The following is a 26,114-nucleotide window of genomic DNA, read 5'->3' on the forward strand; positions in this document are numbered from 1 at the left end:
ACCCCGGCGCAACGGTCCCCCGCGCCGGGGTTTTCTTTTCAAGGCGCCCTGCGCGCTTGATTTTCGCGCGCGCGCGGCCCAATCGGGCGGACATGAGCGAGGACACCCTCATCCGCCCCCACGCCGCGCTCGAATGGAGCGAGGCCGGCCCGCGCGCGTCGGGCGCGGACGATGTCTATTTCTCGAGCGAGAACGGGCTGGAGGAGACGCGGGCGGTGTTCCTGGCCGGCTGCGGCCTGCCGCAGGGGTTCGAGGGCCGCGAGCGCTTCACCATCGCGGAACTCGGCTTCGGCACGGGGCTGAACTTCCTCGCCGCGTGGGATCTGTTCCGGCGCACGGCTCCGGCCGGCGCGCGGCTGCATTTCGTCTCGCTCGAGGGCTTCCCGCTGCGGCGCGGGGATGCGCGCCGCGCGCTTGGCGCCTTCCCCGAGCTTGCCCCGCTCGCCGAAGCCCTGATCGAGGCATGGCCGGCGCCGAGAAAGGGGGCGCACCGGCGCGCGTTCGAGAACGGCCGCGTGATGCTCACCCTGTTCCAGGACGAGGCCCTGCCGGCGCTTCGGAACATGGAGATGACCGCCGACGCCTGGTTCCTCGACGGCTTCGCGCCGGCGAAGAATCCGGACATGTGGTCGCAGGCGGTCGTGGCCGAGATCGCGCGCATGAGCCGGCCGGGCACCCGGCTCGCCACCTTCACCGTGGCCGGAGCGGTACGCCGGGCGCTGGCCGCGCACCGCTTCGCGGTCGACAAGCGCCCCGGCTACGGACGCAAGCGCGAGCGCCTGGAGGCGGTGTTCGCCGGCGAGCCGCGCCCGGGCGTGCCGAGCCCGTTCGCGCGCCTGGCGGCGGGCTCCGGGCCGGTCGCCATCGTCGGCGGCGGGATCGGCGCGGCGAGCCTGGTCCATGCCCTGCGCCTGCGCGGTCGGCAGGCGCGCGTGTTCGCCGAGGGCGGCGCGGCGGCGGGCGCCTCCGGGGCGCCGTGCGGGCTGTTCACGCCGCGCCTGGAAGCGGCCGACCGGCCGCACGTGCGCGCGACGCTCGCCGCCTTCGACCATGCCCGCGAGATCTACGCCGGCAGCGGGGCGTTTGCCGGGGAGGGGGCCCTGCGGCTGGCCAAGGACGATCCGGCGCGCCTGGAGCGCCTGGCGCCCATGCTCGGGGAGGATTTCGAGTTCCTCGCGGCCGGGGCGGCGCGCGCGCGCACCGGGCTCGCCGAGGCGGGGGCCGGGCTGTGGATGGCGCGGGCCGGCCGCTTCGACCCGGCCGGGCTCGTGAACGCGCTCTTCGGCTCCACCGCGATCGTCGACGCGCGCGTCGGCGGGCTGGAGCGAACCGTGTCCGGCTGGCGTCTCGCCGGCGTCGACGGCGAGACGCTGGCCGAGGTCGAGACGGTGCTTCTCGCCTGCGGGGCGGGCCTTTCGGCGTTTTCCGGCCTGACCGGGCTCGGCGTCGAGCGCACTGCGGGCCGCGTCGGCCTGTTCGCCCCGCCGGACGGTCTGCCGGCCGCGCCGGTGGCCTGGGGCGGCTATCTCGGCGCGGCGCCGGACGGGCGCCTGCTCGTCGGCGCGACGCATGCCAAGGGCGCCGATCCCGGTTCGCCGCGCGAGGGCGAGGCGGCGCTCAGGGCCGCCCTCGCCGAGGCCTTTCCCGGCCTCGCCGCCCGGCTTGGACCGCAGGAGGACAGCTGGGCCGGCGTGCGCGCCGCCTTTCCCGACCGCCTGCCGGCCGCCGGCGGGGTGCCGGACGAGCGGTTCGACGAGATCTGGCGCGAGCACGCGCGCGGCGGGCCGGTGCCCGCCGACGTTGAGGCCGCGCTGAGACCCGGGCTCGGCGTGCTCGGCGGGTTCGGCGCGCGCGGCTTCGCCCACGCCCCGCTGCTCGCCGAGGCGCTGGTCAGCGATCTGTGCGGCGAGCCCTCACCACTGGAGCGAGCCGGCCGGCAGGCGCTGCACCCGGCCCGGTTCGCCCTGCGCGCCCTCCGGCGGGGCTGAGAACAGGCGCGCCCGGATCGAGAAGGGCGGGCAGCCCCGGCGCCAGCACGACGTGTCCGGGGACAGCGCGATCAGCTTGCCGGGACCGCCGACCTCCAGCGTCACGGCCCCGGTCTGCAGCTCGACGCGGGCGCCCGAGCGCGGCGGCTCGACGACGAGGGCGGCCGTCCCGATCAAAACGATGCTCGTCAGGGCGAGGACGGCGACGAGACGCAGCAGCATGGCGAAGCCCCTTGATTTGCGGTGTTCGGAGCCTGAGATGCCGCAGCCGGCCCATCCGGATGCATCACCGGTGACAATTCTGCCGTCCGGCACGGGGTTTGCGCGGACCGCGGCAAGTCCCGTCAACCTGACGCAAATCGGAACGCAATGACCGCTCCTCTCACTCCCAGCGAGATCGAAGCCGCCCTCGCGCGGGATGGAGACCGGCGCGTCGCCACGCGCCATGTCTGGTTCCTGAACTCCGCCTTCGACCGGATCGGCTTCGAGACCGCGCTGCGCCGGGTGGCCGAGCGCCCTGCGGCCAAGCCCTTCGCCTTCGTCGTCACGCCCAATGTCGACCATCTCGTGCGCCTGCGCCGCGACAAGCTCCTCGCCCCGCTCTACGCGCAGGCCTGGCTCACCGTCTGCGACAGCCGCGTTCTGGAACTCATCGCCGCATTCTCCGGCGAGGCGCTCGACGTCACGCCGGGATCCGATCTCACCGAGGCGCTGTTCGAACGCGTCATCCATCCCGACGAACCCGTCACGGTGATCGGCGGGAACGCGCAGGTCGTCGAGGCGGTGACGCGGCGCTATGGTCTGAACCGCGTGAACTGGCATCAGCCGCCCATGGGCCTCAGGCACAAGCCGGAGGCGATCGCGGACTGCGCCCGCTTCGTGGCCGAGCATCCCGCCCGCTTCGTCTTCCTGTGCGTCGGCTCGCCGCAGCAGGAGATGATCGCCGAGGCGTGCCTGGAACGCGGCGACTGCACCGGGGTGGGCCTGTGCGTCGGCGCCTCGCTGGATTTCCTCTCCGGCAAGGCGCGCCGAGCTCCCGTGTGGATGCGCCGCGCGCGCCTGGAATGGCTGCACCGGCTGATGGAGCAGCCCGCGAGGCTGTGGCGGCGCTATCTCGTCGACGGGCCGAAAATCCTGTTCATCTGGTGGGAGTGGAGGAAGGCCCGCGCCAAGCTGCGCCGCTTCGAGCGCCAGCTGAAGAGGGGCTTCTTCTAGCGCCCGTCCGCGGGCGGACTCCCCGGCGAATCCCCGTCGCACAGAGGCGCCATGTCCAGGCCGGCGCCCGTTCCCGGCGCGATCCGCCAGCGCCTCGCGCCCCCCCCCGGGGCCGGTGTGTCAGGGCCGGTAGATGTAGAAATGGCGCTCGACCGCCTCGCGCTGGCGCTGGTAGGCGCTCGCGCTCGCATGCACGCCCTCGCGCAGGATCACGTAGTGGCGGCAGCGCGGCTGCGAGGCTTCCGAGGCGGCGAAGACCGGACGGGTCATCTCGGTGAAGCTCTCCACGCTCAGCGCGGTGCCGAGCGGGACACCGTGGACGGGCAGCGCCTCGCGCCTTGCCCGTTCGCCAGCCCCCGGCGCAAACTCGAGCCGGATGCCGCGATCGTCGAGATAGGCCTCGAACAGATAGGCCGGCCGCCCGTCCGCGCCGCTCCAGCAGGCCGGCAGGCCCGCGCCGCGGGCCGGGGCCAGGCGCTCGCCCGCCCGCGAGAGCTGGCGGTTGAGCTCGTCCACGCGGCGCTGGGAAGCGGCGAGGGCATGCTCCAGCTCGGCGATCTCGCGCGGCGAGCCGCCGCTCGTGCGCATGCGCGCGATCTCGTTCTCGTAGGCCTCCACGAACACCACCTCGGTGGCGTACTGCTCGCGCAGGACCGCGACGTCCTCGCGCAGCTGCTGCAGGGCGATCTCAAGCTCGCGCCGGTCCTGCGGGGTGGCGAAGCCGAACAGGCGCGCCAGCGGCTCGTTGAAGATCCCGATCAGCACCGCCAGCCCGAGCGCGCCGGCCGCCGCGCCGGCGATCAGGGCGGGCCTGACCCAGTCGCCATCGGCCGGCGCGGGCGGGCAGGGGGGAAAGCGGGTCTCGCTCCAGAAGCTCGCCGCGGCCGCGTCTGCCCCCGGGGCGGTGGCGTCGTGCGCGTACCAGTCGGTGAACTCGGCCTGGCCGCTCGCCGGATTGGGACGCTGCATGCGCCAGATCGCGAAATAATGGTGCAGGGGAGTGGCATGGAAGGCGCGGTGGAAGGCGGGCGCCATCTGGTCGTTGATCTGCGGCGGGACCGAGTGGTCCTTGAAGAAGATGTAGCAGTCCACGCACAGCGCGGCGTCCTTCAGCCCGCTATAGCGCGCGTGCACCTGTTTCGCGATCCGGCTCTTCTCATGCGCCTGGACGGGAAGGGGCTTCTTCTCCTTTTCCGCCTTCTTCAGGGCGCGCTGGTAGGTGCAGGCCTTCAGGTCGTCGATCGTCAGGGTCCAGGACAGCGCGAGCGTGCCGTCGTGCGCGGTGGAATTGAGATCGCCCTTCGCGTCCGGATGGGCGCGAATCGTCTGGTCCAGCTTCTCGAAGATCTGCCTGTCCGCCATGACCCCTCGCCGCGCCGCCACCCGCTCTTGCGGTGTGGGGCGCGCCATCCCGCTACCCTCGTTAACCTTCCTAGCCGATGGGGCGGCGCGCTGTCATCTGTGCCGGGTACGCAACACGCGCGCGAAATTCGCCTGTCCGGTTCCCGGAAACGAGGCAATGCCCGCCCGGCGGCCGGACGGACGGGATCGGGGAATGGAGGAGGATGGTGGGCGCGACAAGATTCGAACTTGTGACCCCTACGATGTCAACGTAGTGCTCTGACCAACTGAGCTACGCGCCCGACCGGAGGGACCGCTGATATATCGGCGGGGCTGCGGGCTGGCAAGCCGTCAGATGCGGCTCGCGTGGCGGCAATTGCGGTCCGTCCCGCCCCCCCCCGGTGACATCCCGCCCCGCGCCGCAAAGGTGATCGGTCGAGGACTTTTTGCAACACTTCGGCAAAAGGGTGGTCATCCGATACGTAATCATGTTGTTACAAATCGGCGCGTCCGCCATGGTGGCGTCCGGCATGAATCGCCAAGTCCTTGCGACTGCCAGCACCGCCGGGAAGCGGGCACGCAGTGGCGGGATTCCAACTTGAAAAGGGGAACGATCGTGAGCAATTGGGAAAAGAATCGTCTGCTTCTGTCGACGATCCTGACCGGCGTCATGTTCGGCAGCGTGGTGACCGCGCCGTCGCTCGCCCAGGACGCCAGCCAGGAGGCGGAAGAAGAAGAGGAAGAGGAAGCGGAGGAAGTCGATCCGGACGACACGATCGTCGTGACCGGTTCGCGTATCCGCCGCGACAGCTTCACCTCGACCGCGCCGCTGCAGGTCATCGACTCCGAAGAGATCCGCGATGCCGGTCTCATCGACACCGCGCAGATCCTCCAGCAGACCACGGTGGCCCAGGGCGTCCAGCTCGACACCACCATCACTTCGACCTTCGTCACCGACGGCGGCCCTGGCGCGAACAACATCTCGCTGCGCGGCCTGAACCCGGACCAGACGCTGGTCCTGATCAACGGCCGCCGCTTCGCGCCGGCCGGCGTGGAAGGCGCCCCGGCGCTGCCCGACGTCAACCTGATCCCGTCCTCGTTGATTCAGCGCATCGACATCCTGCTGGACGGCGCCTCCTCGGTTTACGGCTCGGACGCCGTGGCCGGCGTGGTCAACGTCATCCTGCGCGACGAGTTCGACGGGCTGCAGGTCGACGGCTTCGTCTCGGTTCCCGAGGAATCCGGCGGCGGATCGCAGCGCTGGAACGTCATGATGGGCGATTCCAACGAGCGTTCGAACTTCGTGTTCGCGGTGGAGTATTTCAACCAGGACGAACTCGAGGTCCAGGATCGCGACTACAACTTCGATCCGAATGACGGGTTCTATTGCAGCCGTGACCTCGAATACGATGCCGACGGCAACCTGCTCTCCGAGTGCGAAGGCGCGATCATCAACCGGATCCGCATCTTCTCGGCCTTCCAGGACGGCAATCTCGACTTCAGCCTGTTCGATCCCGCCCTGTTCAGCGTCGACGTCTATCGCAACGGCGCTGAAGACCGTCCGCTCCTGGTCGGCACCGGCTTCGGCCGCGGCAGCTCGTTCGACGAACGGGCCCGCTCCTCGTATCTCGAGGGCGGGGACGACATGATCCCGCAGTCGCAGCGCTACTCGATGTTCTTCACCGGCGAGCGCGATCTCGATCCGGTCTTCGGCATCGAGGGGATCACCGCCTTCGCGGAGGCCTCGCACTCCAACAGCCAGACCTATGTGAAGAACAGCTATCACGGCCAGATCTTCGCGACCGTTCCGGCGTCGAACCCGTTCAACCCGTTCGGCGTCGACGTGGTGCCGATCTTCGCCTCGCCGGTCGAGCGTCTGAACATCGACGTGGAAGTCCAGCAGACCCGCCTGATCGGCGGCCTGCGCGGCGATCTCGCCTTCGCCAACGCGCCGGAATGGACCTACGAGCTGTTCACCGGCTACACCCGCTCGATGGGCTATTCGTCCCGTCCGGCGATCGACGAGGCGCGCCTGCGTCACACGATCTACACCTCGCGTGACGACGGCACCGGCAACATCATCTGCGGCACGGATCAGGATGCCGAGCTGTTCGGCTTCCTCGGCCCGGACGAGTGCGTCCCGGTCAACCTGTTCCATCCGGGCCTCTATCCCTACGACGCCCAGACGAATGTCGGCTTCGGCTCGGTGGAGGAGCGCGAGTATCTCGAGATCGAGCGCACCGTCACCACCAAGGTCGACCAGAAGATCGCGGGCGGCTTCGTGACCGGTCCGGTGTTCCAGCTCCCGGCCGGGGATCTCTCCGCCGTGGTCGGTGTGGAATGGCGTGAAGACAGCCTGGACTCCGGCGTGGACACCGTGGCGGCCCAGGGCCGTGCGGCCGGCTTCTTCGCCGACCGTCTCTCGCGCGGCTCGGTGAGCCTGTGGGAAGTCTATGGCGAGGTGTCGATCCCGGTCGTCTCCGGTCAGCCGCTCGCCGAAGAGATCACGATCGATCTCGCCGGGCGCCTGACCGACCACGAGTTCTACGGGCAGAACGACACCTACTCGGCCCGGGCCTCCTGGTCGCCGACCGACTACCTGACCTTCCGCGGCACCTACGGCACGTCGTTCCGCGCGCCGAACACGCGGGAGCTTTTCCTGGGCGGTCAGACCGGCTTCACCTCCGGCGCTGCCGATCCCTGCGTGGTTCCGCTTGCCGCCAACGTGGGCGGGACCTACGACCCGAGCCAGGACAACCGCGACCCGCAGGTGCTCGCCAACTGCGTGGCCGAGGGTGTCGATCCGACCTCCCTGGGCCTCGGCGGGGTTCCCTCGATCGAGTCGTTCCAGGCCGGTAACCCGAACCTCGAGCCGGAAACCTCCACGGCGTTCAGCTACGGCCTGGTGTTCGAGCAGCCCTTCTTCGACGCGTTCGACGCCACGTTCGGCCTGACCTACTTCGACATCGAGGTGGAGGACTCCATCGCGATCCCGGGTACGGCCTTCTCGCTGGCGCAGTGCTACAGCTCGCCGAACTTCCCGAACGACCCGTTCTGCGCCCGCCGTCAGCGCGATCCGCAGACCGGCTTCCTGGCGTTCGTCGACAACACGCCGTTCAACGTCGCCACCCAGTCGGCAACGGGTCTCGACCTCAACGGCCGGTTCTCCTACGACGTGCCGGAGAGCTTCTTCGGCGGGTTCAACATCGACGTGAACGCGGTGTGGACCTGGTCGGACGAGGTGCTGAGCCAGACCACGCCTCAGTCCAACGTCAACAACTTCGTGGGCGACTGGGGCAACCCGGAATGGCGCGGCACGGTCAACACCCGCTTCACCAAGGGTGACTGGTCGGTGCTGTGGCGGGCCCGTTACCTGGGCGAGCAGGCGGAGATCTTCAACGATCTCACGCCGGGCTCGAACCAGCCTTACGGACAGCGCTTCTACGCGCCGTGCGAACTGGCCGGGTGCGTGTCGAACAACGATCCGTCCACGCCCTGGCTGGACTACTCCTCGGTCATCACCTCGGCCGATGCGGTCTGGTACCAGGATCTCTCGATGACCTATTCGCATGACACCTGGATCATCCGGGCCGGCGTGAACAACCTGTTCGACGAGGAACCGGCCCTCGTCGACCAGAACTCCGGCAGCACCGGGGATCCGGGCTTTGCAGCCCAGGGCAACTCCAACGCGGTGCTGGGTTCGGGCTACGACCTGCTCGGCCGCCGCTTCTTCCTGAACGTGACCAAGCAGTTCTAACCGGTCACCTCAGGGAAGGCCTTCGGGGCCCGCGCCACCGGCGCGGGCCCTTTTCCTGTGCGGCGCCTCCCAGCCAGGGGGCGCCGCACCGCATTTTCTTCCGCGATCCAGCCGATACCCGGCACGGGCATCCCCCCCCTGCCGCAGCGTAGGGTAATCAATCGAATACTTAAAAGGTGGTCAAACGAATACTAATAATGCACTCAGAGTGATCAAAGGGTGATCAATCGAATACTCATTGTTTATGACTTTTCTGCAACAGGACTGGCGTAATCACACAGTGAAATCGCCGTTTCGCGCATCGTTGTCTTGCAGCCGCGCTGGCGCGCTCGCCATAGTGCCGGCCAAGTGCGGAGGATACCGCGCTTCAACGGCCTCGCGCGTGCGGGGCAGCGATCCGAAAAAAGGGGAACGATCGTGAGCAATTGGGAAAAGAATCGTCTGCTTCTGTCGACGATCCTGACCGGCGTCATGTTCGGCAGCGTGGTGACCGCGCCGTCGCTCGCCCAGGACGCCAGCCAGGAGGCGGAAGAAGAAGAGGAAGAGGAAGCGGAGGAAGTCGATCCGGACGACACGATCGTCGTGACCGGTTCGCGTATCCGCCGCGACAGCTTCACCTCGACCGCGCCGCTGCAGGTCATCGACTCCGAAGAGATCCGCGATGCCGGTCTCATCGACACCGCGCAGATCCTCCAGCAGACCACGGTGGCCCAGGGCGTCCAGCTCGACACCACCATCACCTCGAGCTTCGTCACCGACGGCGGCCCTGGCGCGAACAACATCTCGCTGCGCGGCCTGAACCCGGACCAGACGCTGGTCCTGATCAACGGCCGCCGCTTCGCGCCGGCCGGCGTGGAAGGCGCCCCGGCGCTGCCCGACGTCAACCTGATCCCGTCCTCGATCATCCAGCGTATCGACATCCTGCTGGACGGCGCCTCCTCGGTTTACGGCTCGGACGCCGTGGCCGGCGTGGTCAACGTCATCCTGCGCGACGAGTTCGACGGGCTGCAGGTCGACGGCTTCGTCTCGGTTCCCGAGGAATCCGGCGGCGGATCGCAGCGCTGGAACGTCATGATGGGCGATTCCAACGAGCGTTCGAACTTCGTGTTCGCGGTGGAGTACTTCCACCAGGACGAGCTGAATGTGAACGACCGCGACTACAACTTCGACCCGAATGACGGGTTCTATTGTAACCGCGACCTGGAACTGGATGCCGACGGCAACCTGCTCTCCGAGTGCGAAGGCGCGATCATCAACCGGATCCGCATCTTCTCGGCCTTCCAGGACGGCAATCTCGACTTCAGCCTGTACGATCCCGTCCTCTTCGGCCGCGACGTCTACTACAATGGCGGCGAAGACCGTCCGCTCCTGGTCGGCACCGGCTTCGGCCTCGGCAGCACGTTCGACGAACGGGCCCGCTCCTCGTATCTCGAGGGCGAAGACGACATGATCCCGGAAAGCCAGCGCTACTCGATGTTCTTCACCGGCGAGCGCGATCTCGATCCGGTCTTCGGCATCGACGGCATCACCGCCTTCGCGGAGGCCTCGCACTCCAACAGCCAGACCTATGTGAAGAACGGCTATCATGGACAGATCTTCGCATCGGTGCCCGCGTCCAACCCGTTCAACCCGTTCGGCGTCGACGTGGTGCCGATCTTCGCCTCGCCGGTCGAGCGTCTGAACACCGACGTGGAAGTCCAGCAGACCCGCCTGATCGGCGGCCTGCGCGGCGATCTCGCCTTCGCCAACGCGCCGGAATGGACCTACGAGCTGTTCACCGGCTACACCCGCTCGATGGGCTATTCGTCCCGTCCGGCGATCGACGAGGCGCGCCTGCGTCACACGATCTACACCTCGCGTGACGACGGCACCGGCAACATCATCTGCGGCACGGATCAGGATGCCGAGCTGTTCGGCTTCCTCGGCCCGGACGAGTGCGTCCCGGTCAACCTGTTCCATCCGGGTCTCTATCCCTACGACGCCCAGACCAGCACCGGTTTCGGCTCGGTGGAGGAGCGCGAGTATCTCGAGATCGAGCGCACCATCACCACCAAGGTCGACCAGAAGATCGCGGGCGGCTTCGTGACCGGTCCGGTGTTCCAGCTCCCGGCCGGGGATCTCTCCGCCGTGGTCGGTGTGGAATGGCGTGAAGACAGCCTGGACTCCGGCGTGGACACCGTGGCGGCCCAGGGCCGTGCGGCCGGCTTCTTCGCCGACCGTCTCTCGCGCGGCTCGGTGAGCCTGTGGGAAGTCTATGGCGAGGTGTCGATCCCGGTCGTCTCCGGTCAGCCGCTTGCCGAAGAGATCACGATCGATCTCGCCGGGCGCCTGACCGACCACGAGTTCTACGGGCAGAACGACACCTACTCGGCCCGGGCCTCCTGGTCGCCGACCGACTACCTGACCTTCCGCGGCACCTACGGCACGTCGTTCCGCGCGCCGAACACGCGGGAGCTTTTCCTGGGCGGTCAGACCGGCTTCACCTCCGGCTTCGCCGATCCCTGCGTGGTTCCGACCGCCGCCAACGTGGGCGGGACCTACGACCCGAGCCAGGACAACCGCGACCCGCAGGTGCTCGCCAACTGCGTGGCCGAGGGTGTCGATCCGACCTCCCTGGGCCTCGGCGGGGTTCCCTCGATCGAGTCGTTCCGGGCCGGTAACCCGAACCTCGAGCCGGAAACCTCCACGGCGTTCAGCTACGGCCTGGTGTTCGAGCAGCCCTTCTTCGACGCGTTCGACGCCACGTTCGGCCTGACCTACTTCGACATCGAGGTGGAGGACTCCATCGCGATCCCGGGTACGGCCTTCTCGCTGGCGCAGTGCTACAACTCGCCGAACTTCCCGAACGACCCGTTCTGCGCCCGCCGTCAGCGCGATCCGCAGACCGGCTTCCTGGCGTTCGTCGACAACACGCCGTTCAACGTGGCGGCCCAGCAGGCCTCGGGTCTCGACCTCAACGGCCGGTTCTCCTACGACGTGCCGGAGAGCTTCTTCGGCGGGTTCAACATCGACGTGAACGCGGTGTGGACCTGGTCGGACGAGGTGCTGAGCCAGACCACGCCTCAGTCCAACGTCAACAACTTCGTGGGCGACTGGGGCAACCCGGAATGGCGCGGCACGGTCAACACCCGCTTCACCAAGGGTGACTGGTCGGTGCTGTGGCGGGCCCGTTACCTGGGCGAGCAGGCGTCGATCTTCAACGACATCACGCCGGGCTCGAACCAGCCTTACGGACAGCGCATCTACGCGGCGTGCGAACTGGCCGGGTGCGTGTCGAACAACGATCCGTCCACGCCCTGGCTGGACTACTCCTCGGCCATCACCTCGGCCGATGCGGTCTGGTACCAGGATCTCTCGATGACCTATTCGCGCGACACCTGGATCTTCCGGGCCGGCGTGAACAACCTCTTCGACGAGGACCCGGCTCTGACCGACCAGGACGCCTCGGGCGATGTCCAGAACACCTCCAACGCGGTGCTGGGTTCGGGCTACGACCTGCTCGGCCGCCGCTTCTTCCTGAACGTGACCAAGCAGTTCTAACCGGTCACTTCAGGGAAGGCCTTCGGGGCCCGCGCCACCGGCGCGGGCCCTTTTCTTTCTTTCCGGAATCCGCCGTCCCGAATGCGGCGCCGCACGAAAAAGCCCGCCCCTTTCGGGGGCGGGCTCTTCGCACTCGATCGGCAGGCGCAAGATCAGATGTCGATACGCTGCACGCGGATCGCGCGGCCCTCGCCGTTGATGCGCAGGAAATAGCCCCCGGCCGGTGCGCGGCGGATTTCGGCGAGCATCACGTCGTCCCCGCGCGGCACCCAGAAGCGCATCCCGTCCGTCACTTCCCAGACCTGGCCATTGGTCATGTGGAAGCGCTTGGTGTTGTAGCCATGCGTGCTGATCCGCTCGATCGTCATGCGCACCGCATCGATATCGCCATTGTCGGCGCGTTCGAGGATTTCGGTCTCCGGCGGCAGGGTCTGCGGCGCGGCGCCCGCGCTCGCCGCGGCCAGCTCGCGGCCCGAATCCCGCCCGAGCGACAGGCTGGGCAGGGAGAAGTCGGGAAACGAGGGACGCGGCAGGCCGAAGAGGCGCGATTCCTCGCTCGCGTCGCCGAAATTCCCGGCTTCGGACTGGGCTTCGGAGCCGGTCGGCGCCGCCTCGGCGGGCGCCGCGGCCTGCTGAGCGGCAACCCGGTCGAAGCAGGCGAGGCGCTCGGCATCGTTCTCGATCCCGAGGCAGCGCAGAAGCGCGCTCTGCTCGGGGGACTGGGCAAAGACCGGGCCCGCCGCGAGCGCCGCGAGAGCCCCGGAAATGAGAAGTCGTTTCAAGTCGCGTCTCCCTCGGTTCTGCCGGGTGCAGGCGAGACCCGCCGGCATCCGGAAATTCAACGCGGATACTGTGACGTGTCGCAGCCGGTTTGGCCATGGCTTTCGCCATTGCTGCGGGCGAGGCCTGCCTGCGCCGGCGGGCCGGTTTGGACTTGCCCTGCGGGTGCGAGCCGCTAGGTTTCATGATGCAATACAAGCTTCCCGGCAAGCCGGTGGAATCCGGTGCGGGGCATGAAGGGGGTCAGACATGAGTATCAAGCACATCCTGGCCAGGACAGGGTGGGGAGTGGGCTTGGCGGCTGCGGCCGCGCTCGCCCCGGTCCTGTCCGCGGCCACGGCGATCGCGCAGCCCGTCGTTCCCACGGAGGCCTATGCCAGGCTTCCAGACGCCCAGTCGGTCAACATTTCGCCGGACGGCACGCGCATCGCGATGATCACCGGTGCCGAGCGCGACCAGACCTTTGCGCTCATCGTGTCGCTGGACGGAAGCGAGCAGTCGTTCGCCATTCCGGGATTTTCGCGCGACATCGACGATGAATTGCTCGTCGGCGTCGACTGGCTGTCGGACCGCTACATCCTCATCGTCTACCGCGAACGCATCAGCGTGCCCGGCCAGCCGTGGGAAGACGCGGATGTGGCCCGCCGGGTCGTCTATGATCTCGAAGAAAGGGATTACCACGAGATCGATCCGCAGGCCTCGATCGAGTCCCTGCTGCCCGACGACCCGGACGGCATCCTGATTTCCACCATCGTCGTTCAGCAGCGCGGAACCAGCGTCGACCGGGCCCGCGGCGGCGGGGTCGGGCAGATCGTCAACCTGTATCGCTACGACATGGACGATGCCGATTACGACCGCGTCGCCAACGGGACGCTGTCGACGGTCAACTGGGTCATCGGGGAGGACAACCAGCCGATCCTGCGCCAGGACCGCGAGGCCGACGAGCAGCGCTGGCGCGTCTACGATTACAATGGACGCCGGGCGAACCTGATCTACGAGGAGACCTATTCGGTCGAGCGTTTCGGGCGCGACGGGCGGCGCGCGATCTCGCGCATGTCCAACCTCGTCGGCGAGGACGTGCAGGGGCGCGGCATCTGGTTCTCCCAGCTCGAGGACCGCGACAAGCTGCGCGCCTACCTGTTCCATCCGCAGACCGGCGAGATTTCCGGGCCGGAGATCGCGCCGGAGGATTTCGATTTCGGCGGCTTCATCACCGACTGGCGCACCGGAAAAGTCATCGGCGCGACCTGGTTCGAGGAACGCCGGCAGACCGAGTGGTTCGATCCCGACTTCGCCGCCCTGCAGGACCAGCTGGAAGACCTGTTCGCCGATTCCGACATCACGATCACGAGCTGGGACCGGGCCGGGGAGCGGCTGATCGTCAACGTGGCGGGCGGCGCGACGAGCGACGACTTCTATCTCCTCGACCGCACGACCGGGGAGATGGCCTTCCTGATGAGCGCCTATCCCGAGGTTCCGCCCGAGCGGATCCATCCGGTTTCGGTCGTGAATTACACCGCGCGTGACGGGCTCGATCTCTGGGGCTATCTCACCCTGCCCAACGACCGGCCGGCCGACGGCCTGCCGCTGGTGATCGCGCCGCACGGCGGCCCCCAGTCACGCGATGTCTACGGCTTCGACCCGCTCTTCGCCCAGCCCTATGCGGACATGGGCTATGCCGTGTTCCAGCCCAACTTCCGCGGCTCGGACGGCATGGGTCAGGACTTCGTGCGGCGCGGCCACGGGGAGTGGGGCCGGCTGATGCAGTCCGACATCACCGACGCGGTCGAGCACCTCGTCGCCGAGGGCGTCGTGGATGCCGGCCGGGTCTGCATCTGGGGCTGGTCCTATGGCGGCTACGCGGCGCTCGCGGGCTGGGCGCTGACACCGGACGTCTATCGCTGCGCGATCGCCGGGGCGCCGGTCTCCGACATCCTGGAGATGATGGCCTGGCAGGCCGACCAGCTCGGCGGGGCGGGCGCGGTCAACTACTGGACCGAGTATATCGGCGACTGGCGCGTGGAGCGTGACCGGATGGTCGCGATCTCACCGGCGCGGCAGGCGGCGAACGGCGACGATCCGCTGCTTGTCATCCATGCCCGCGAGGACCAGATCGTTCCCTTCGAGCAGGCCGAGATCATGGTCGCGGCCGCGCGAAATGCGGGCAAGGACGTCGAGCTCGTCGCGATCGACGGCGACGGACACAACCTGCTCTTCGCCCGCACGCGCCAGATCACGATCGATGCGGTCAGGAACTTCCTGCTCGAGCACAATCCGCCCGATCCGCGCTAGGGCGGTTGCCAAAGGAACAGCCCGCCCCGGACTCCGGGGCGGGCTGTTCGTCGCGAGTCCCTCGGTTCGAGGCGGGCTCAGGCCGCTTCCATCACCTTGGCCACCTCGTCGACCAGATCGCGCAGGTGGAACGGCTTGGAAAGGACCTTGGCCTCCTTCGGCGCGCGCGAGCCGGCATTGAGCGCGACCGCGGCGAAGCCGGTGATGAACATGATCTTGAGCGCCGGGTCGATCTCCGCCGCGCGGCGGGCGAGCTCGATCCCGTCCACGCCCGGCATCACGATGTCGGTCAACAGAAGATCGTAGCGCCCGGCCCGGTCGCCCAGCGCATCGAGCCCTTCCTCCCCGTCGGCCACGGCCTCGACCTCGTGGCCGGCGCGCTTGAGCGCCTTGGCCAGGAAATCGCGCATGGAATCATCGTCTTCGGCAAGCAGAATGCGGGCCATGCCTAATCCTCTTGGCGTCACCATCCGAGCGTCCTGGATAGCAGACCGAGGTAAAATTCCCCTGAACGCCGGCAGGCGGATCGGACGCAGGCGAAGAACCGTTTGACCGGGCAAGTGATTGTCCGCAAGGATAGAACCATGACCGATACCGGCAAGGCCAGCGAGCGCGACAGTGCGCCCGTGCGCGTTCTGCGTCCGCAGCACCGCACCTCGCGCTTCATTTTCGCCTCGCCCCATTCCGGGCGGAGCTATCCACCGGCCTTCCTAGCGCGATCGGCGCTCCCGCTCGCGCTGCTGCGCCGCTCCGAAGATGCCTATGTGGAAGCCTTCTTCACCTCCGCGCCCGCGCTTGGGGCCTCGCTGATCGCCGCGGAGTTCCCGCGCGCGCTCGTCGATCCCAATCGCGATGCGTGGGAGTTCGATCCGACGATGTTCGAGGACGCGCTTCCGGCCAATGCCGGTCCGGCCTCGGCGCGGGCCGCCGCGGGCCTGGGCGTGGTGCCGCGCCTAGCCGCGGACGGGCGCGCGATCTATGCCGGCAAGCTCGCCTTCGCCGAGGCGCGCGAGCGGATCCGGCGCTATTACCGGCCCTATCACGACACGCTCAAGGCCGAGATCGACGCCGTGCGCGAGCAGTTCGGCGAGGCGATCGTGATCGACTGTCACTCCATGCCCTCGGCGAGCGCGCGCGGCGCGGACATCGTGCTCGGAGACCGCTTCGGCGCGTCCTGTACGCGCGCCCTGACGACCCGGGCCGAGGCCGGATTCCGCCGTCTCGGCCTTTCGGTCGTGCGCAACCGGCCCTATGCGGGCGGATTCACGACCGAACATTACGGCGCGCCCGATTCGGGCGTCCATGTCCTGCAGGTGGAGATCAACCGGGGCCTCTATCTCGACGAGGCGCGCGTCTGCCCCGGCGAGGGCTGGGACGATCTCGCCGCGCGACTGGAGCGCTGGATGCAGGATATCGTCGGATTCCAGGAAATCTCCGAAGCGGCGGCAGAATAACCTTTACGTGTATCCTTGGGGTGCAAATTCACTTTACTGTGGAAAACGAATTCAATAAGACCTCTGACAAGTGTATATTATTCATGACGGCGCAGTGAACGCCGTCTGACACCGTCGCGGCAGGCTCGCTGCGGCGCGGAATGCGGAGGAACCGGTTCATGACGAATGAAATCGACCACCATGTCGGCAAGCGCCTGCGCCGCCGTCGGCGCCTGCTCGGTTTGACGCAATCCCAGCTCGCCGACGCGGTCGGGATCCGCTTCCAACAGGTCCAGAAGTACGAGTGCGGCGCGAACCGCGTCAGTGCCAGCCGGCTGTTCGAACTCGCCGAGGCCCTCGACGTCCCGGTCCAGTATTTCTACGAGGGCATCGAGGGGCGGGGCGGCGCCGCGGTCTCCGAGGAGGAGTCGCTGGAGCCCGACATCCTCTCCAAGAAGGAGACGGTGGACCTCGTGCGCGCCTATTACCGGCTGAACGAGCGTCCGCGCCGCCGTCTGCTCGAGCTCGCCCGCTCGCTCGATCCGACGGAGCGCGAGAGCGACGTCGCCTGACTTTCATGAGATGGTGATGACCGGGGCCCGGCCGCCGCGCCGGGCCTCGGCGTTTCAAGGACCGAGAATGAGCCCGATCCGGCCCGAGGACGATCTCGCCTTCGCCGCGCGCCTGGCCGACGCCGCGCGCGAGGTGGTGTATCCGCTGTTTCGCGCCGGCCTCGCCGCCGACAACAAGGACGCGGCCGGCTTCGACCCCGTGACCGAGGCCGACCGGGCGATCGAGGCGCGGCTGCGCACCCTCATCGCCGAGCGATTCCCCGAGGACGGCGTACTCGGCGAGGAGGAGGGGGCGCGCCCCTCGACAAGCGGTCGGACCTGGGTGCTCGACCCGATCGACGGCACGCGCGCCTTCATCGCGGGCATCCCGACCTGGACGGTGCTGATCGGGCTCGCCGACGACACCGGCCCGGGCCTGTCGGTGATCGACCAGCCCCATACCGGCGAACGCTTTCTCGGCGTGGCGCTCGGCACCGACCGGCGCACCATGCTGGAGCATGCCGGCCGCACGCGCGCGCTGCGCGCCTCATCGGTGAAACGCCTTCGCGACGCGGTGCTGACGACGACCGACCCCTACCTGTTCGAGGCCGGCGAGGCGGAGGCCTTCGCCCGGCTGCGCCCGCGCGTGCGTCTCGCGCGCTACGGCCTCGATGCCTACGGCTATGCCATGCTCGCGCTCGGCGGGGTGGATCTGGTCGTGGAAAGCGGGCTGAAGCCCTGGGACGTCGCCGCCCTGGTCCCGGTGATCCGCGGCGCGGGCGGTGTCGTCACCGACTGGGCCGGGCGCGCCCGCATCGAGACCGGCCAGGTCCTCGCCGCTGCGACGCCGGCGCTGCACGAGGAGGCTCTGGCGCTGCTGGAGGCGTGCGCGCTCTGAGGAGGTGACGCTAGCCGGGCGGGGTCAGCCAGTCCGGCAGGCGTCCGGCCGCCGCGGCGGCGCCGAGGAGGAGGCCGGCCGCGTTGTTCACCGCATGCGCGAGGATGCCGGGCCAGAGCGAGCCGGACGCGCGCAGCAGCCAGACGAGCACCAGGGCGAGCAGGGCGGCGTTGATCGCCTGGGGCGGCAGGATGTGCATGGCGCCGAACATCGCCGAACTCATCAGCGCGGCCAGCCAGACCGGCCGGTGGCCGGTCATCCACTGGAACAGGAAGCCGCGGAAGAAGACCTCCTCGGCGAACGGCGTGATCGCGATCGTCATCAGGAGATAGGCGGCGCTCACCCAGAGCGATGCCGGGTCGGCGAAGGCAAAGGCGGCGCCGGTGAAGCCCGCCCAGGCCGGCATGACCGCGATCACGGCCTTCACGATGAGGAGACCTGCGGGCACGAAGGCCAGTCCGATCGCGCTGCCGGCGACGAGCCAGAGGGGTGGCGCGGGCCGTAGCCCGAGGCTCGCCCAGCCGATCGAGGGCCGGCGCGCGAGCCAGAGCCAGATCGCGGCGAGCAGGGCGGCGGCCTTGCTCGCCTGGCTGACGAGCAGCAGCGAGGCGGGCAGGCGCTCGCCATCGCCGAGATAGGCCTCCATGCCGATCGTCGCCGCCACGGTGCGCATGTGCACGATGCTCAGGACCGCGTAGAGCCCGAACGCGGTCAGGATCACTCCGGCGCCGCGGTAAAATCCCCAGCCGGCCCCCGGCCGGATCGCGTTGCTTGCTGTCATCTCGACACTCCCGTTTGCATGACGGGAGAGGGCCCGGCACGGCGAGCGGGCGCCACCGGCAAATGTCGGGAATGTGTTGGCCGATATCCGTCAGCCGCGCGGGCGTGCGCAGGCGGCGGCCTGCGTCCGGTTGGTCACGCCGAGCTTGGCGTAGAGTTCGGAATTGTATCCGCGCACGGTTGCCGGCGAGAGGTTCAGCCGCCGGGCGATTTCCTTGTCGGTGCACCCCTGGGCGAGGAGGTCGAGGATCTCCCGCTCGCGCCGGGTGAGATCCCAGGCCGTCTCCGCAAGGCCGGGGGGCGGTGCGCCGTCTTCGCACCCCGCCCAGGACAGGAAGGCCCCGGATCGGGCCGCGAAGCGGACCCGCACGCGACGGTCGGCCGGGACCGACCGGAACACCGGCTCGGGCACGCGGAACCGGCGCCCGTCTATGACGAGAACGCCGGCAAGCGGGGCGATGAGGCCGGGACGGCGGACGCGGTCCTTCTGCGCCAGGCCCTGCACGGTGCTGACGGCGCCCTGGCGCAGATCGCCCAGCGCCCGGGCCAGCCGGACCGGCGCGAGCGCCAGCAGGGCGCACCACAAGAGCAGGACCGGTACGCCCAGCACCCAGGGGCCCGCAAAGCCCCTCTCGCCGGCGGAAACCATCCAGAGCGCCAGGGCGACGAGGCCGGCGAGCGCGGCAAGGCCGGCGAGGCTGAAGACGCCCTGCGCGAGGATGTAGCGCCCGATCGTCCGGCGTTCTTCCTCGCTCAGGCGCGCCTGCCCGGCGGGGGCGGGGCCTGGCGCAGCCTCCCGGCCGGGCGCGCTAGCCATTTCCGCCGTCTTCCTCCCCCGCGTCGCTTTCGGCCTCCGCCGCCGGCTTCACGAAGCGCAGGGTCATGCGGTCGGATTCCCCGATCGCCTGGTAGGGCGCGGGATCGAAGTCGGCGGCGGGCTGTTCGCCCGGCGCGGCGACGCGGCTGACGGGAGGCAGGGTCCACACGCCGAAGGGATGGTCAGCGGTGTCGGCCGGGTTGGCGTTGATCTCGCTCGCAGCGGCGAGTTCGAAGCCGGCTTCCTGCGCCAGCGCGATGACGTAGTCCTGCTGGACATAGCCGCTTGCGGCACGCGGGTCCTGTTCCACGCTGGCGGGCAGGCGGTGCTCGACCACGCCGAGCACGCCGCCGGGCTTGAGCGCGGCATAGAAGTCGGCGAAGGCCTTCTCCGCGAAGCCGCGCGCCATCCAGTTGTGCACGTTGCGGAAAGTCAGGATCGCGTCGGCGCTTTCCGGAGGCAGGATCGGACCGGTCTCGGGACCGAACTCGGTCATCTGGACCGTGCCGTAGAGCGGGTCGGAAAAGCGGGCGATGTACTCGTCGCGGAAGCGCTCCAGGCGCTCCTCGCCGCCGGTCGGGAAATAGGCCGCGACATAGGTGCCGCCATTGGCCGCGATCCAGGGCGCGAGGATCTGGGTGTACCAGCCGGCGGCCGGCCAGATCTCCACCACTGTTCCGGACGGATCGATGTTGAAGAATTCCAGCGTCTCCCGCGGGTTGCGCCACTCGTCGCGGGCCGCCTGCTCGCCGCGCCACGCGCCTTCGACCGCCCATTCCAGCGTCCCGGCTTCGGCCCCGGCGGCGGGCTCGGCGACCGCCTCGGGCGCCGCCTCGTCCCCGGCGGGCGGTGCGGCGGGCTCCTCCTCGCCGCCGCCGCAGGCGGACAGGAGCAGGGACAGGGCGATGAGAGAAGTGGCGTGGCGCATGAGGACAATCCCGTTCGGTCGCGGAGGGCGGGGCTATCAAGGCCCGCGAAGGGTTGAAAAATCAAGAGCCACGCGCGCCCCGGCGCGCGCCTATTGCATCGCGCGGGCGCGCTTCCCATGTGGATTTGCGAGGGTCGCCTGTACGGGGCCTTCGAACGCCTGGGACCGGTGCCGCGCGAAGCAGGCCGGTCCGATTCGTCAACTGCAACAGGGCCCGGCGCGCCCGGTGCCCGCGATCGCTTCGATGGAGGATCAAGCATGCGTAGCGTTGATTTTTCGCCGCTATACCGGACCATTGTCGGTTTCGACCGGCTGGCCAACATGATGGACACCGCGTCCAAGCTGGAAGGCGGCTCCGGCTATCCCCCCTACAATATCGAGCAGACCGGTGAGAACGCGTTCGTGATCGAACTCGCCGTCGCCGGTTTCTCCGAGGACGACCTGTCGATCGAGGTCCAGGAAAACGTGCTCACCGTCTCCGGCAAGCGCGAGCGCGCCGAGGACGAGAACGCGCGCACCTTCCTGCACCGCGGCATCGCCGAGCGCTCCTTCGAGCGCCGCTTCCATCTCGCCGACCACGTCCAGGTGCGCGATGCGGAGCTGAAGAACGGCATGCTGACGATCAAGCTCGAGCGCGAGGTGCCCGAGGCGAAGAAGCCGCGCCAGATCGCCATCAACGGCAAGTCCGGCGCCAAGGTGATCGAGGGCGGCAAGAAGTCGGCCGCCTGACGCTCGCCCGGCGACGCGGCGCGCCCGCCCGGGCCCGCCGCGCTCACGTTTCCCCCACGACTGGCGCGCCCCTCAAGGGCGCGCCATTTTTTCTTGCCTAGCGCAGCCCGAGCTCGCGCTTGAGCGCCTCGATCTCGTCGAGCCAGACCCTGGCGGAGCTGTCCGACGGCATGCGCCAGTCCCCGCGGGGGGAGAGCGCGCCGGCGGACGTGACCTTCGGTCCGTTCGGCATCGCCGAGCGCTTGAACTGGGAGAACTGGAAGAAGCGGCGCGAGAAGACCTCGAGCCAGTGCACGATCTCTTCCAGGGAAAAGGCGCGCTTCTGCTCCTCGCCGACATGGGGCGGCCAGGCCCCGGCCTTTGCGTCGCCCCAGGCGGCGTGGGCCAGGAAGGCGGTCTTGGCCGGCCCGAGGCCGAAGCGCATCATGTGGTGCAGGTGGAAATCCTGCAGCGGGTAGGGGCCGATGGCCTCCTCGGTGGACTGGATGTTCTCGTCCTCTCCGGCCGGGATCAGCTCCGGCGAGATCTCCGTGGCGAGGATGGACTCCAGCGTCGCCGAAACCTCCGGCCCGAACTGGCCGCGCCGCGCCGACCAGGCGATGAGATGCTGGATCAGAGTCTTCGCCACCGCGCCGTTCACATTGTAGTGGGACATCTGGTCGCCGACCCCGTAGGTGCACCAGCCGAGCGCCAGCTCGGACAGGTCGCCGGTGCCGATCACCAGGCCGCCGAGATGGTTGGCGAGGCGGAAGAGATAGTCGGTGCGCAGGCCCGCCTGGACGTTCTCGAACGTGGTGTCGAACTCACTTCGTCCCTCCGCATACGGATGGCCGATATCCTCCAGCATGCGTTCCGAGGCCGGACGGATGTCGATCGTGCGGTGGCTGACGCCGAGACCCTCGATGAGCGCCCTGGCGTTTTGCGCGGTCTTCGAACTCGTCCCGAAGCCGGGCAGGGATACCGCGACGATGTTCTCGCGCTTCAGGCCGAGCCGGTCGAAGGCGCGTGCGGTGACGATCAGGGCCTGGGTCGAATCGAGCCCGCCCGAGACGCCGATCACGGCCCGCTCGATCCCGGTCGCGCGCAGGCGCTGGGCGAGGCCCTGGACCTGGATGTTATAGGCTTCGAAACAGTCCTCATCGAGGCGCGCCTCGTCGTTGGGCACGAAGGGATAGCGGTCGAAGGCGCGTTCGAGCGGGACTTCCGTGTCGAGCGCGGGCTCGAGGCGGAAGCTCACCCGCCGGAAATCGCGCAGGCGCTGCGCCGCGCGCGCCGCGGTGTCGCGATAGGTGGCGAAGCGGATGCGGTCCTGCTCGATACGCTCCAGATCGATGTCGGCGAAGAGTTCGCTGCCCGCATTGGAGAAGCGCTCGCTCTCGGCGAGCTTCTCGCCGAGTTCGTGCACCGTGATCTGGCCGTCCCAGGCGAGATCGGTGGTGGACTCCCCCGTCCCGGCGGCGGTGAAGACATAGGCACCGAGGCAGCGGAAGGACTGGACATTGCACAGCTTCTCGCGCTCGCGCGCCTTGCCGATCGTGACGTTGGAGGCGGACAGGTTCAGCATCACCGTCGCCCCGGCGAGCGCGCCATCGAGGCTCGGGGGGCTTGGCGCCCACAAGTCCTCGCAGACCTCCACATGGACGCGCAGCTCCGGCACGTCCTCGCATTCGAAGATCAGCCGCGCGCCGAAGGGCGTTTGCGCGCCGGCATAGCCGATCGTCTCCACCAGCGCCCCCGGCGCCTCGGAGAACCAGCGCTTCTCGTAATACTCGCGGTAGTTCGGCAGGAAACTCTTCGGAACGATACCGAGCAGGCGTCCGCGATGGATGACGAGCGCGCAGTTGTAGAGCTGGCTGTGCACGCGCACGGGGGCACCGACGACGATGACCGGCCGCAGCTCCCGGCTCGCCTCGATGATCGTGCGCGCGGCCGCCTCGATCGCGTCGAGCATCGGCGCCTGGTGATGCAGGTCGTCCAACGAGTAGCCGGCCAGGCAAAGCTCGGGAAACAGGGCCACCGCAGCCTGACGCTCATGCGCGCGGCCGGCGAGTTCGAGGATGTGGCCGGCATTGGCCCTGGGCTCGGCGAGCTGGACGAAGGGGGCGAAGGCGGCGATGCGCGCCATGCGGTGGCGGTAGATGTTGTTGAAGACGGACATGCTGCCTCGCTCGTCGCTCGCCGCGGCTGACATAGCGCGGACGCGCTTATGCTCAAAGTGAGTATTAAAGCGTGCCGGCGGAGGCGGCAAGCGAAACGGGCCGGGCGGTCAGGCCGCCGACATGTCGATCGCGCCGGTGGCGTCGGCGAGCTGTTCGCGGAAGTTCGGCGGCAGGCCGACGCCGGTAAGGCAGGCCCTGGCGAAGATCGCGCGGCGCGCGTCGAGCCCGTGCATGGAAGAGTGGGAGAAGTCCGCCCCGGTGGCGTTGACGTTGCGCATGTCGGTGCCGGAGAGGTCGCAATAGCGCAGCACGGCCCCCGCCAGGGAGGCGGCGAGCAGCCGGTCGTTCGGCAGGATCAGCGGGCCGAGCTGGGCCCCCCTGAGATCGGCATTGTTGAGCTGCGCGCCGGACAGGTCGGCCCCGCGCAGATCCGCCCCGCGCAGGCAGGCCATCCTGAGATCGGCGCCCTCGAGCTTCGCTCCCTGCAGGGCGGCGCCCTCCAGGTCGACGCCGTAGAGGATCGCCCCCTTGGCCTGCAGCGCGGTCAGATTGCGCCGGGCGAGGCTCTTGAGGCCCCTGAGGTCGCAGCCGTTGAACAGGGAGGGCTTGCCTTGCTTGCCGCCGGTCTCGCACCACAGGGCATGCGCCTTCAGCAGCATGGCGGTCTCGGCCATGTCCGCGCCGGGTGCCGGACCGGCCGGCTTGTCGGTGAGCGCGCCCTCGGTGTTCATGCCCTGTGTCTTGCACATGTCGAGCTTGGCCCCGATCAGGACCGAGTTCGACAGGTCGGCATCGGTGAGGTCGGAGCCGGACAGGTCCGCGCCCTCCAGGTTGGCACCGGGAAAGCGCGCCCCGCGCAGGTTTGCGCGCTGCAGTCTTGCCCCGATCAGCACCGCGTCGGAGAAGTCCGCACGCTGTGCCACCGCACCGGTCATCTTCGAGTTGGCCAGGTTCGCACCGGTGAAATTGGCGTCCGCGACCTCGCCGGGCCGCTGCTCGTGACGGATCACCGCCAGGCCCTTTTCCCGGTCGACCTGGGCGATCGCGCCCTCGCGCAGATCGGCCTGGTAGAGATCGGCACCGGTGAGATTGGCCCCGCGCAGCACAGCCCCGCGCAGATCCGCGCGGCGCAGCACCGCGCCGGAGAGGTTCGAACGCCTGAGATCGGTTGCGAAGAGATTGGCGCTCGACAGGTTGGCGCGCGAGAAATTCGTCGCCTGCAGGATGGCGCCGGAAAAATCGGCGTCGGTGAGATTGCGCCCCGAAAGGTCGAGGCCCTGCATGACCTTGTAGGCGAAATTCGCCCGCGCCCCGCCCATCTGCCCGCTCAGGAGCTTCTCGTGGCGATCGCAGGCGCGATCGGCCTCCTCCTGGCTCAGGCGTTCGTAGGTGATGGTCTTGCCGATCATTTGAGGAGTCTGCAAACCCGGGGCTGACGAGTGAAGGCGCGGCGCGCCGAACCTCGTCCACCCTAGGGCCGGCCCCTTAACGGCGTGTTTCCCTTGCGCCCGCCAGACGCACCCGGTTCATGCCCGCTCGCCCGAGCCGGTCGAGCGCATCCTCGAGGCTTTCGCCGGGGCCGGGAACGAGATCGGCGTCGAAAAGGGCGGGCCGGTTGTCCTGGACGACGAGCGGGCGGCCGGTGGAGAGCCGTGCGAAGAATCCGGCGTGGTGGGCCGCCGCCGCGTCGAGACGAACGTCCCGGACGACCTCGATGCCTGCCGCCTCCAGAAGGGCGATGCCCCGCCCGTCGACCCGGTCGAAGCGGTCGCCGCAGGCGATCACCACGCGCGCGATGCCGGCCTTCGCCAGAGCCTCGGCGCAGGGCGGGGTCCGGCCGTGATGGGCACAGGGCTCGAGCGTGACGTAGGCGGTCGCCCCGCGGGCGGCCTCGCCGGCCTGTTCGAGCGCCAGCGCCTCGGCATGCGGGCGCCCGCCCGGTGCCGTCGCGGCGGCCGCGATCACCCGGAGATCCTTCACGATGACGCAGCCCACCGCCGGATTGGGCGCGGTCGTTCCGAGCGCGGCAAAGCCTCTGGCCAGCGCGGCATCCATGAAGCGCAGATCGGCGAGGCTCTGCGCGCGTGCGTTCACGGGCAGGACGGCAGGTCTTTGGCCCGATCCGGATCGAGATAGCGGGCCTCGACGGGCCTGAGGCCCGTCAGATCGATCAGGAGCGGGTTCGCGGTGGGCAGCTCGAAATTGACGATGTCCTCGTCGCCGACGTCGAAGAGCAGCTTGATCAGCGCGCGCAGCGAGTTGCCGTGCGCGGCGACCAGCACGTCCTCGCCGGCCTCCAGGCGCGGCGCGATCGTCTCCTCCCAGTAGGGCTGAACGCGCGCGAGCGTCAGCTTCAGGCTCTCGGTGGAGGGCAGAAGGTCGGGCTCCAGACCGCGATAGCGCGGATCGTGACGGGGATGGTTGGGATCGTCGATCTCGAGCGGCGGCGGCGGGATGTCGTAGGACCGCCGCCAGAGATGCACCTGGTCCTCGCCGTGGCGCTCGGCGGTCTCGGCCTTGTTGAGGCCGGTAAGCTTGCCGTAATGGCGCTCGTTCAGCCGCCAGTGCTTCTCCACCGGGATCCAGACCCGGTCGAGCTCCTCAAGGCCGATCCAGAGCGTGCGGATGGCCCGCTTGAGCACGCTGGTAAAGGCGCAGGCCGGCTCGAAACCGGCCTCGCGCATCAGCACGCCGCCCTTTCGCGCCTCGGCCTCGCCCTTTTCGGTGAGGTCGACATCCACCCAGCCGGTGAAGCGGTTCTCCAGATTCCACTGGCTCTGGCCGTGCCGGGTCAGGACGAGACGGGTCACGCGGGGCTCCTCGGTTCCGATTCCTCGAACGGTGCTGCTCTTAACCGATCGGTGCGCAAAGTGAAGATCAAGCCCGGTCTAGCAACAGCGCGCCCG

General features: G+C 68.9%; 20 protein-coding genes and 1 tRNA gene. 9 read left to right on the plus strand and 12 right to left on the minus strand.

Translation table 11 applies throughout. The annotated features are described in order from the left end of the window. Window positions 1-92 precede the first annotated feature (92 nt). Window positions 93-1,988: a tRNA (5-methylaminomethyl-2-thiouridine)(34)-methyltransferase MnmC2 gene (gene mnmC2, locus JW792_RS15785; protein WP_135994848.1), complete on the plus strand. Its 1,896-nt coding sequence runs from the start codon at window positions 93-95 to the stop codon at window positions 1,986-1,988. Here mnmC2 and JW792_RS15790 read toward each other — a convergent pair. Next, window positions 1,914-2,210 carry a hypothetical protein gene (locus JW792_RS15790; RefSeq protein WP_135994847.1) on the minus strand — a complete coding sequence of 99 codons (297 nt, stop codon included), beginning with the start codon at window positions 2,208-2,210 and terminating at the stop codon, window positions 1,914-1,916. The genes mnmC2 and JW792_RS15790 overlap by 75 nt on opposite strands. A 147-nt stretch (window positions 2,211-2,357) precedes the next feature. Between JW792_RS15790 and JW792_RS15795 the strand changes: the two genes are divergently transcribed. Then, entirely contained in the window at window positions 2,358-3,203 is an 846-nt protein-coding gene (locus JW792_RS15795; RefSeq protein WP_135994846.1) for a WecB/TagA/CpsF family glycosyltransferase, read from the plus strand. Between the two features lie 120 nt (window positions 3,204-3,323). On the opposite strand, the gene JW792_RS15800 is transcribed toward JW792_RS15795, so the two are convergent. Together JW792_RS15800 and JW792_RS15805 are read right to left on the minus strand one after the other, a co-directional pair. Further along, window positions 3,324-4,565, minus strand: coding sequence for a coiled-coil domain-containing protein (locus JW792_RS15800; protein WP_135994845.1), 1,242 nt, complete (start codon window positions 4,563-4,565; stop codon window positions 3,324-3,326). Window positions 4,566-4,769: 204 nt separating this feature from the next. Beyond that, window positions 4,770-4,846 (minus strand) — tRNA-Val (locus tag JW792_RS15805). A gap of 314 nt (window positions 4,847-5,160) precedes the next feature. On the opposite strand from JW792_RS15805, the gene JW792_RS15810 reads away from it, so the two are divergent. Together JW792_RS15810 and JW792_RS15815 are read left to right on the plus strand one after the other, a co-directional pair. Next, window positions 5,161-8,301 carry a TonB-dependent receptor domain-containing protein gene (locus tag JW792_RS15810; protein WP_158291539.1) on the plus strand — a complete coding sequence of 1,047 codons (3,141 nt, stop codon included), beginning with the start codon at window positions 5,161-5,163 and terminating at the stop codon, window positions 8,299-8,301. Window positions 8,302-8,718: 417 nt separating this feature from the next. Further along, complete coding sequence (locus tag JW792_RS15815) at window positions 8,719-11,841, plus strand: TonB-dependent receptor domain-containing protein (RefSeq protein WP_135994843.1); 3,123 nt, start codon at window positions 8,719-8,721, stop codon at window positions 11,839-11,841. A gap of 152 nt (window positions 11,842-11,993) precedes the next feature. On the opposite strand, the gene JW792_RS15820 is transcribed toward JW792_RS15815, so the two are convergent. Continuing rightward, window positions 11,994-12,623: a hypothetical protein gene (locus JW792_RS15820; protein ID WP_135994842.1), complete on the minus strand. Its 630-nt coding sequence runs from the start codon at window positions 12,621-12,623 to the stop codon at window positions 11,994-11,996. A 247-nt stretch (window positions 12,624-12,870) separates the two neighbouring features. Here JW792_RS15820 and JW792_RS15825 point away from each other — a divergent pair, with 247 nt between their 5' ends. Next, window positions 12,871-14,913: an alpha/beta hydrolase family protein gene (locus tag JW792_RS15825; RefSeq protein WP_135994841.1), complete on the plus strand. Its 2,043-nt coding sequence runs from the start codon at window positions 12,871-12,873 to the stop codon at window positions 14,911-14,913. 77 nt (window positions 14,914-14,990) lie between these two features. Here the strand turns inward: JW792_RS15825 and cpdR are convergent, their stop codons facing one another. Beyond that, window positions 14,991-15,359 carry a cell cycle two-component system response regulator CpdR gene (cpdR, locus tag JW792_RS15830; protein ID WP_135994840.1) on the minus strand — a complete coding sequence of 123 codons (369 nt, stop codon included), beginning with the start codon at window positions 15,357-15,359 and terminating at the stop codon, window positions 14,991-14,993. A 138-nt stretch (window positions 15,360-15,497) separates the two neighbouring features. On the opposite strand from cpdR, the gene JW792_RS15835 reads away from it, so the two are divergent. From JW792_RS15835 to hisN, 3 genes are all read left to right on the plus strand, one after another. Continuing rightward, complete coding sequence (locus JW792_RS15835; protein WP_135994839.1) at window positions 15,498-16,367, plus strand: N-formylglutamate amidohydrolase; 870 nt, start codon at window positions 15,498-15,500, stop codon at window positions 16,365-16,367. Between the two features lie 158 nt (window positions 16,368-16,525). Next, window positions 16,526-16,918, plus strand: a complete 393-nt coding sequence (locus tag JW792_RS15840) for a helix-turn-helix domain-containing protein (RefSeq protein ID WP_135994838.1) — start codon at window positions 16,526-16,528, stop codon at window positions 16,916-16,918. Window positions 16,919-16,985: 67 nt separating this feature from the next. Beyond that, complete coding sequence (hisN, locus tag JW792_RS15845) at window positions 16,986-17,795, plus strand: histidinol-phosphatase (protein WP_135994837.1); 810 nt, start codon at window positions 16,986-16,988, stop codon at window positions 17,793-17,795. Between the two features lie 10 nt (window positions 17,796-17,805). Here the strand turns inward: hisN and JW792_RS15850 are convergent, their stop codons facing one another. The 3 genes from JW792_RS15850 to JW792_RS15860 form a co-directional block, all read right to left on the minus strand. After that, window positions 17,806-18,576, minus strand: coding sequence for a CPBP family intramembrane glutamic endopeptidase (locus JW792_RS15850; protein WP_135994836.1), 771 nt, complete (start codon window positions 18,574-18,576; stop codon window positions 17,806-17,808). Window positions 18,577-18,666: 90 nt separating this feature from the next. Further along, window positions 18,667-19,392 carry a response regulator transcription factor gene (locus tag JW792_RS15855; RefSeq protein WP_241094995.1) on the minus strand — a complete coding sequence of 242 codons (726 nt, stop codon included), beginning with the start codon at window positions 19,390-19,392 and terminating at the stop codon, window positions 18,667-18,669. Beyond that, complete coding sequence (locus JW792_RS15860; protein WP_135994835.1) at window positions 19,385-20,320, minus strand: class I SAM-dependent methyltransferase; 936 nt, start codon at window positions 20,318-20,320, stop codon at window positions 19,385-19,387. Before JW792_RS15860 ends, JW792_RS15855 begins: the two co-directional genes overlap by 8 nt. A gap of 258 nt (window positions 20,321-20,578) precedes the next feature. Between JW792_RS15860 and JW792_RS15865 the strand changes: the two genes are divergently transcribed. Further along, on the plus strand, window positions 20,579-21,049 hold the full coding sequence (locus JW792_RS15865; protein WP_135994834.1) for an Hsp20 family protein: 471 nt from the start codon (window positions 20,579-20,581) through the stop codon (window positions 21,047-21,049). Window positions 21,050-21,146: 97 nt separating this feature from the next. On the opposite strand, the gene JW792_RS15870 is transcribed toward JW792_RS15865, so the two are convergent. From JW792_RS15870 to gpmA, 4 genes are all read right to left on the minus strand, one after another. Further along, window positions 21,147-23,207: an NAD(+) synthase gene (locus JW792_RS15870; RefSeq protein ID WP_135994833.1), complete on the minus strand. Its 2,061-nt coding sequence runs from the start codon at window positions 23,205-23,207 to the stop codon at window positions 21,147-21,149. A gap of 108 nt (window positions 23,208-23,315) precedes the next feature. Beyond that, window positions 23,316-24,617 (minus strand): pentapeptide repeat-containing protein, encoded by a 1,302-nt coding sequence (locus JW792_RS15875; protein ID WP_135994832.1) that lies wholly within the window; start codon window positions 24,615-24,617, stop codon window positions 23,316-23,318. A gap of 76 nt (window positions 24,618-24,693) precedes the next feature. After that, window positions 24,694-25,302, minus strand: a complete 609-nt coding sequence (ribD, locus tag JW792_RS15880; RefSeq protein ID WP_241094996.1) for a bifunctional diaminohydroxyphosphoribosylaminopyrimidine deaminase/5-amino-6-(5-phosphoribosylamino)uracil reductase RibD — start codon at window positions 25,300-25,302, stop codon at window positions 24,694-24,696. Next, complete coding sequence (gene gpmA, locus JW792_RS15885; RefSeq protein ID WP_135994831.1) at window positions 25,299-26,018, minus strand: 2,3-diphosphoglycerate-dependent phosphoglycerate mutase; 720 nt, start codon at window positions 26,016-26,018, stop codon at window positions 25,299-25,301. Before gpmA ends, ribD begins: the two co-directional genes overlap by 4 nt. Window positions 26,019-26,114 lie beyond the last annotated feature (96 nt).

The organism is Marinicauda algicola, from assembly GCF_017161425.1.
In the GTDB taxonomy this organism is placed as follows: domain Bacteria; phylum Pseudomonadota; class Alphaproteobacteria; order Caulobacterales; family Maricaulaceae; genus Marinicauda; species Marinicauda algicola.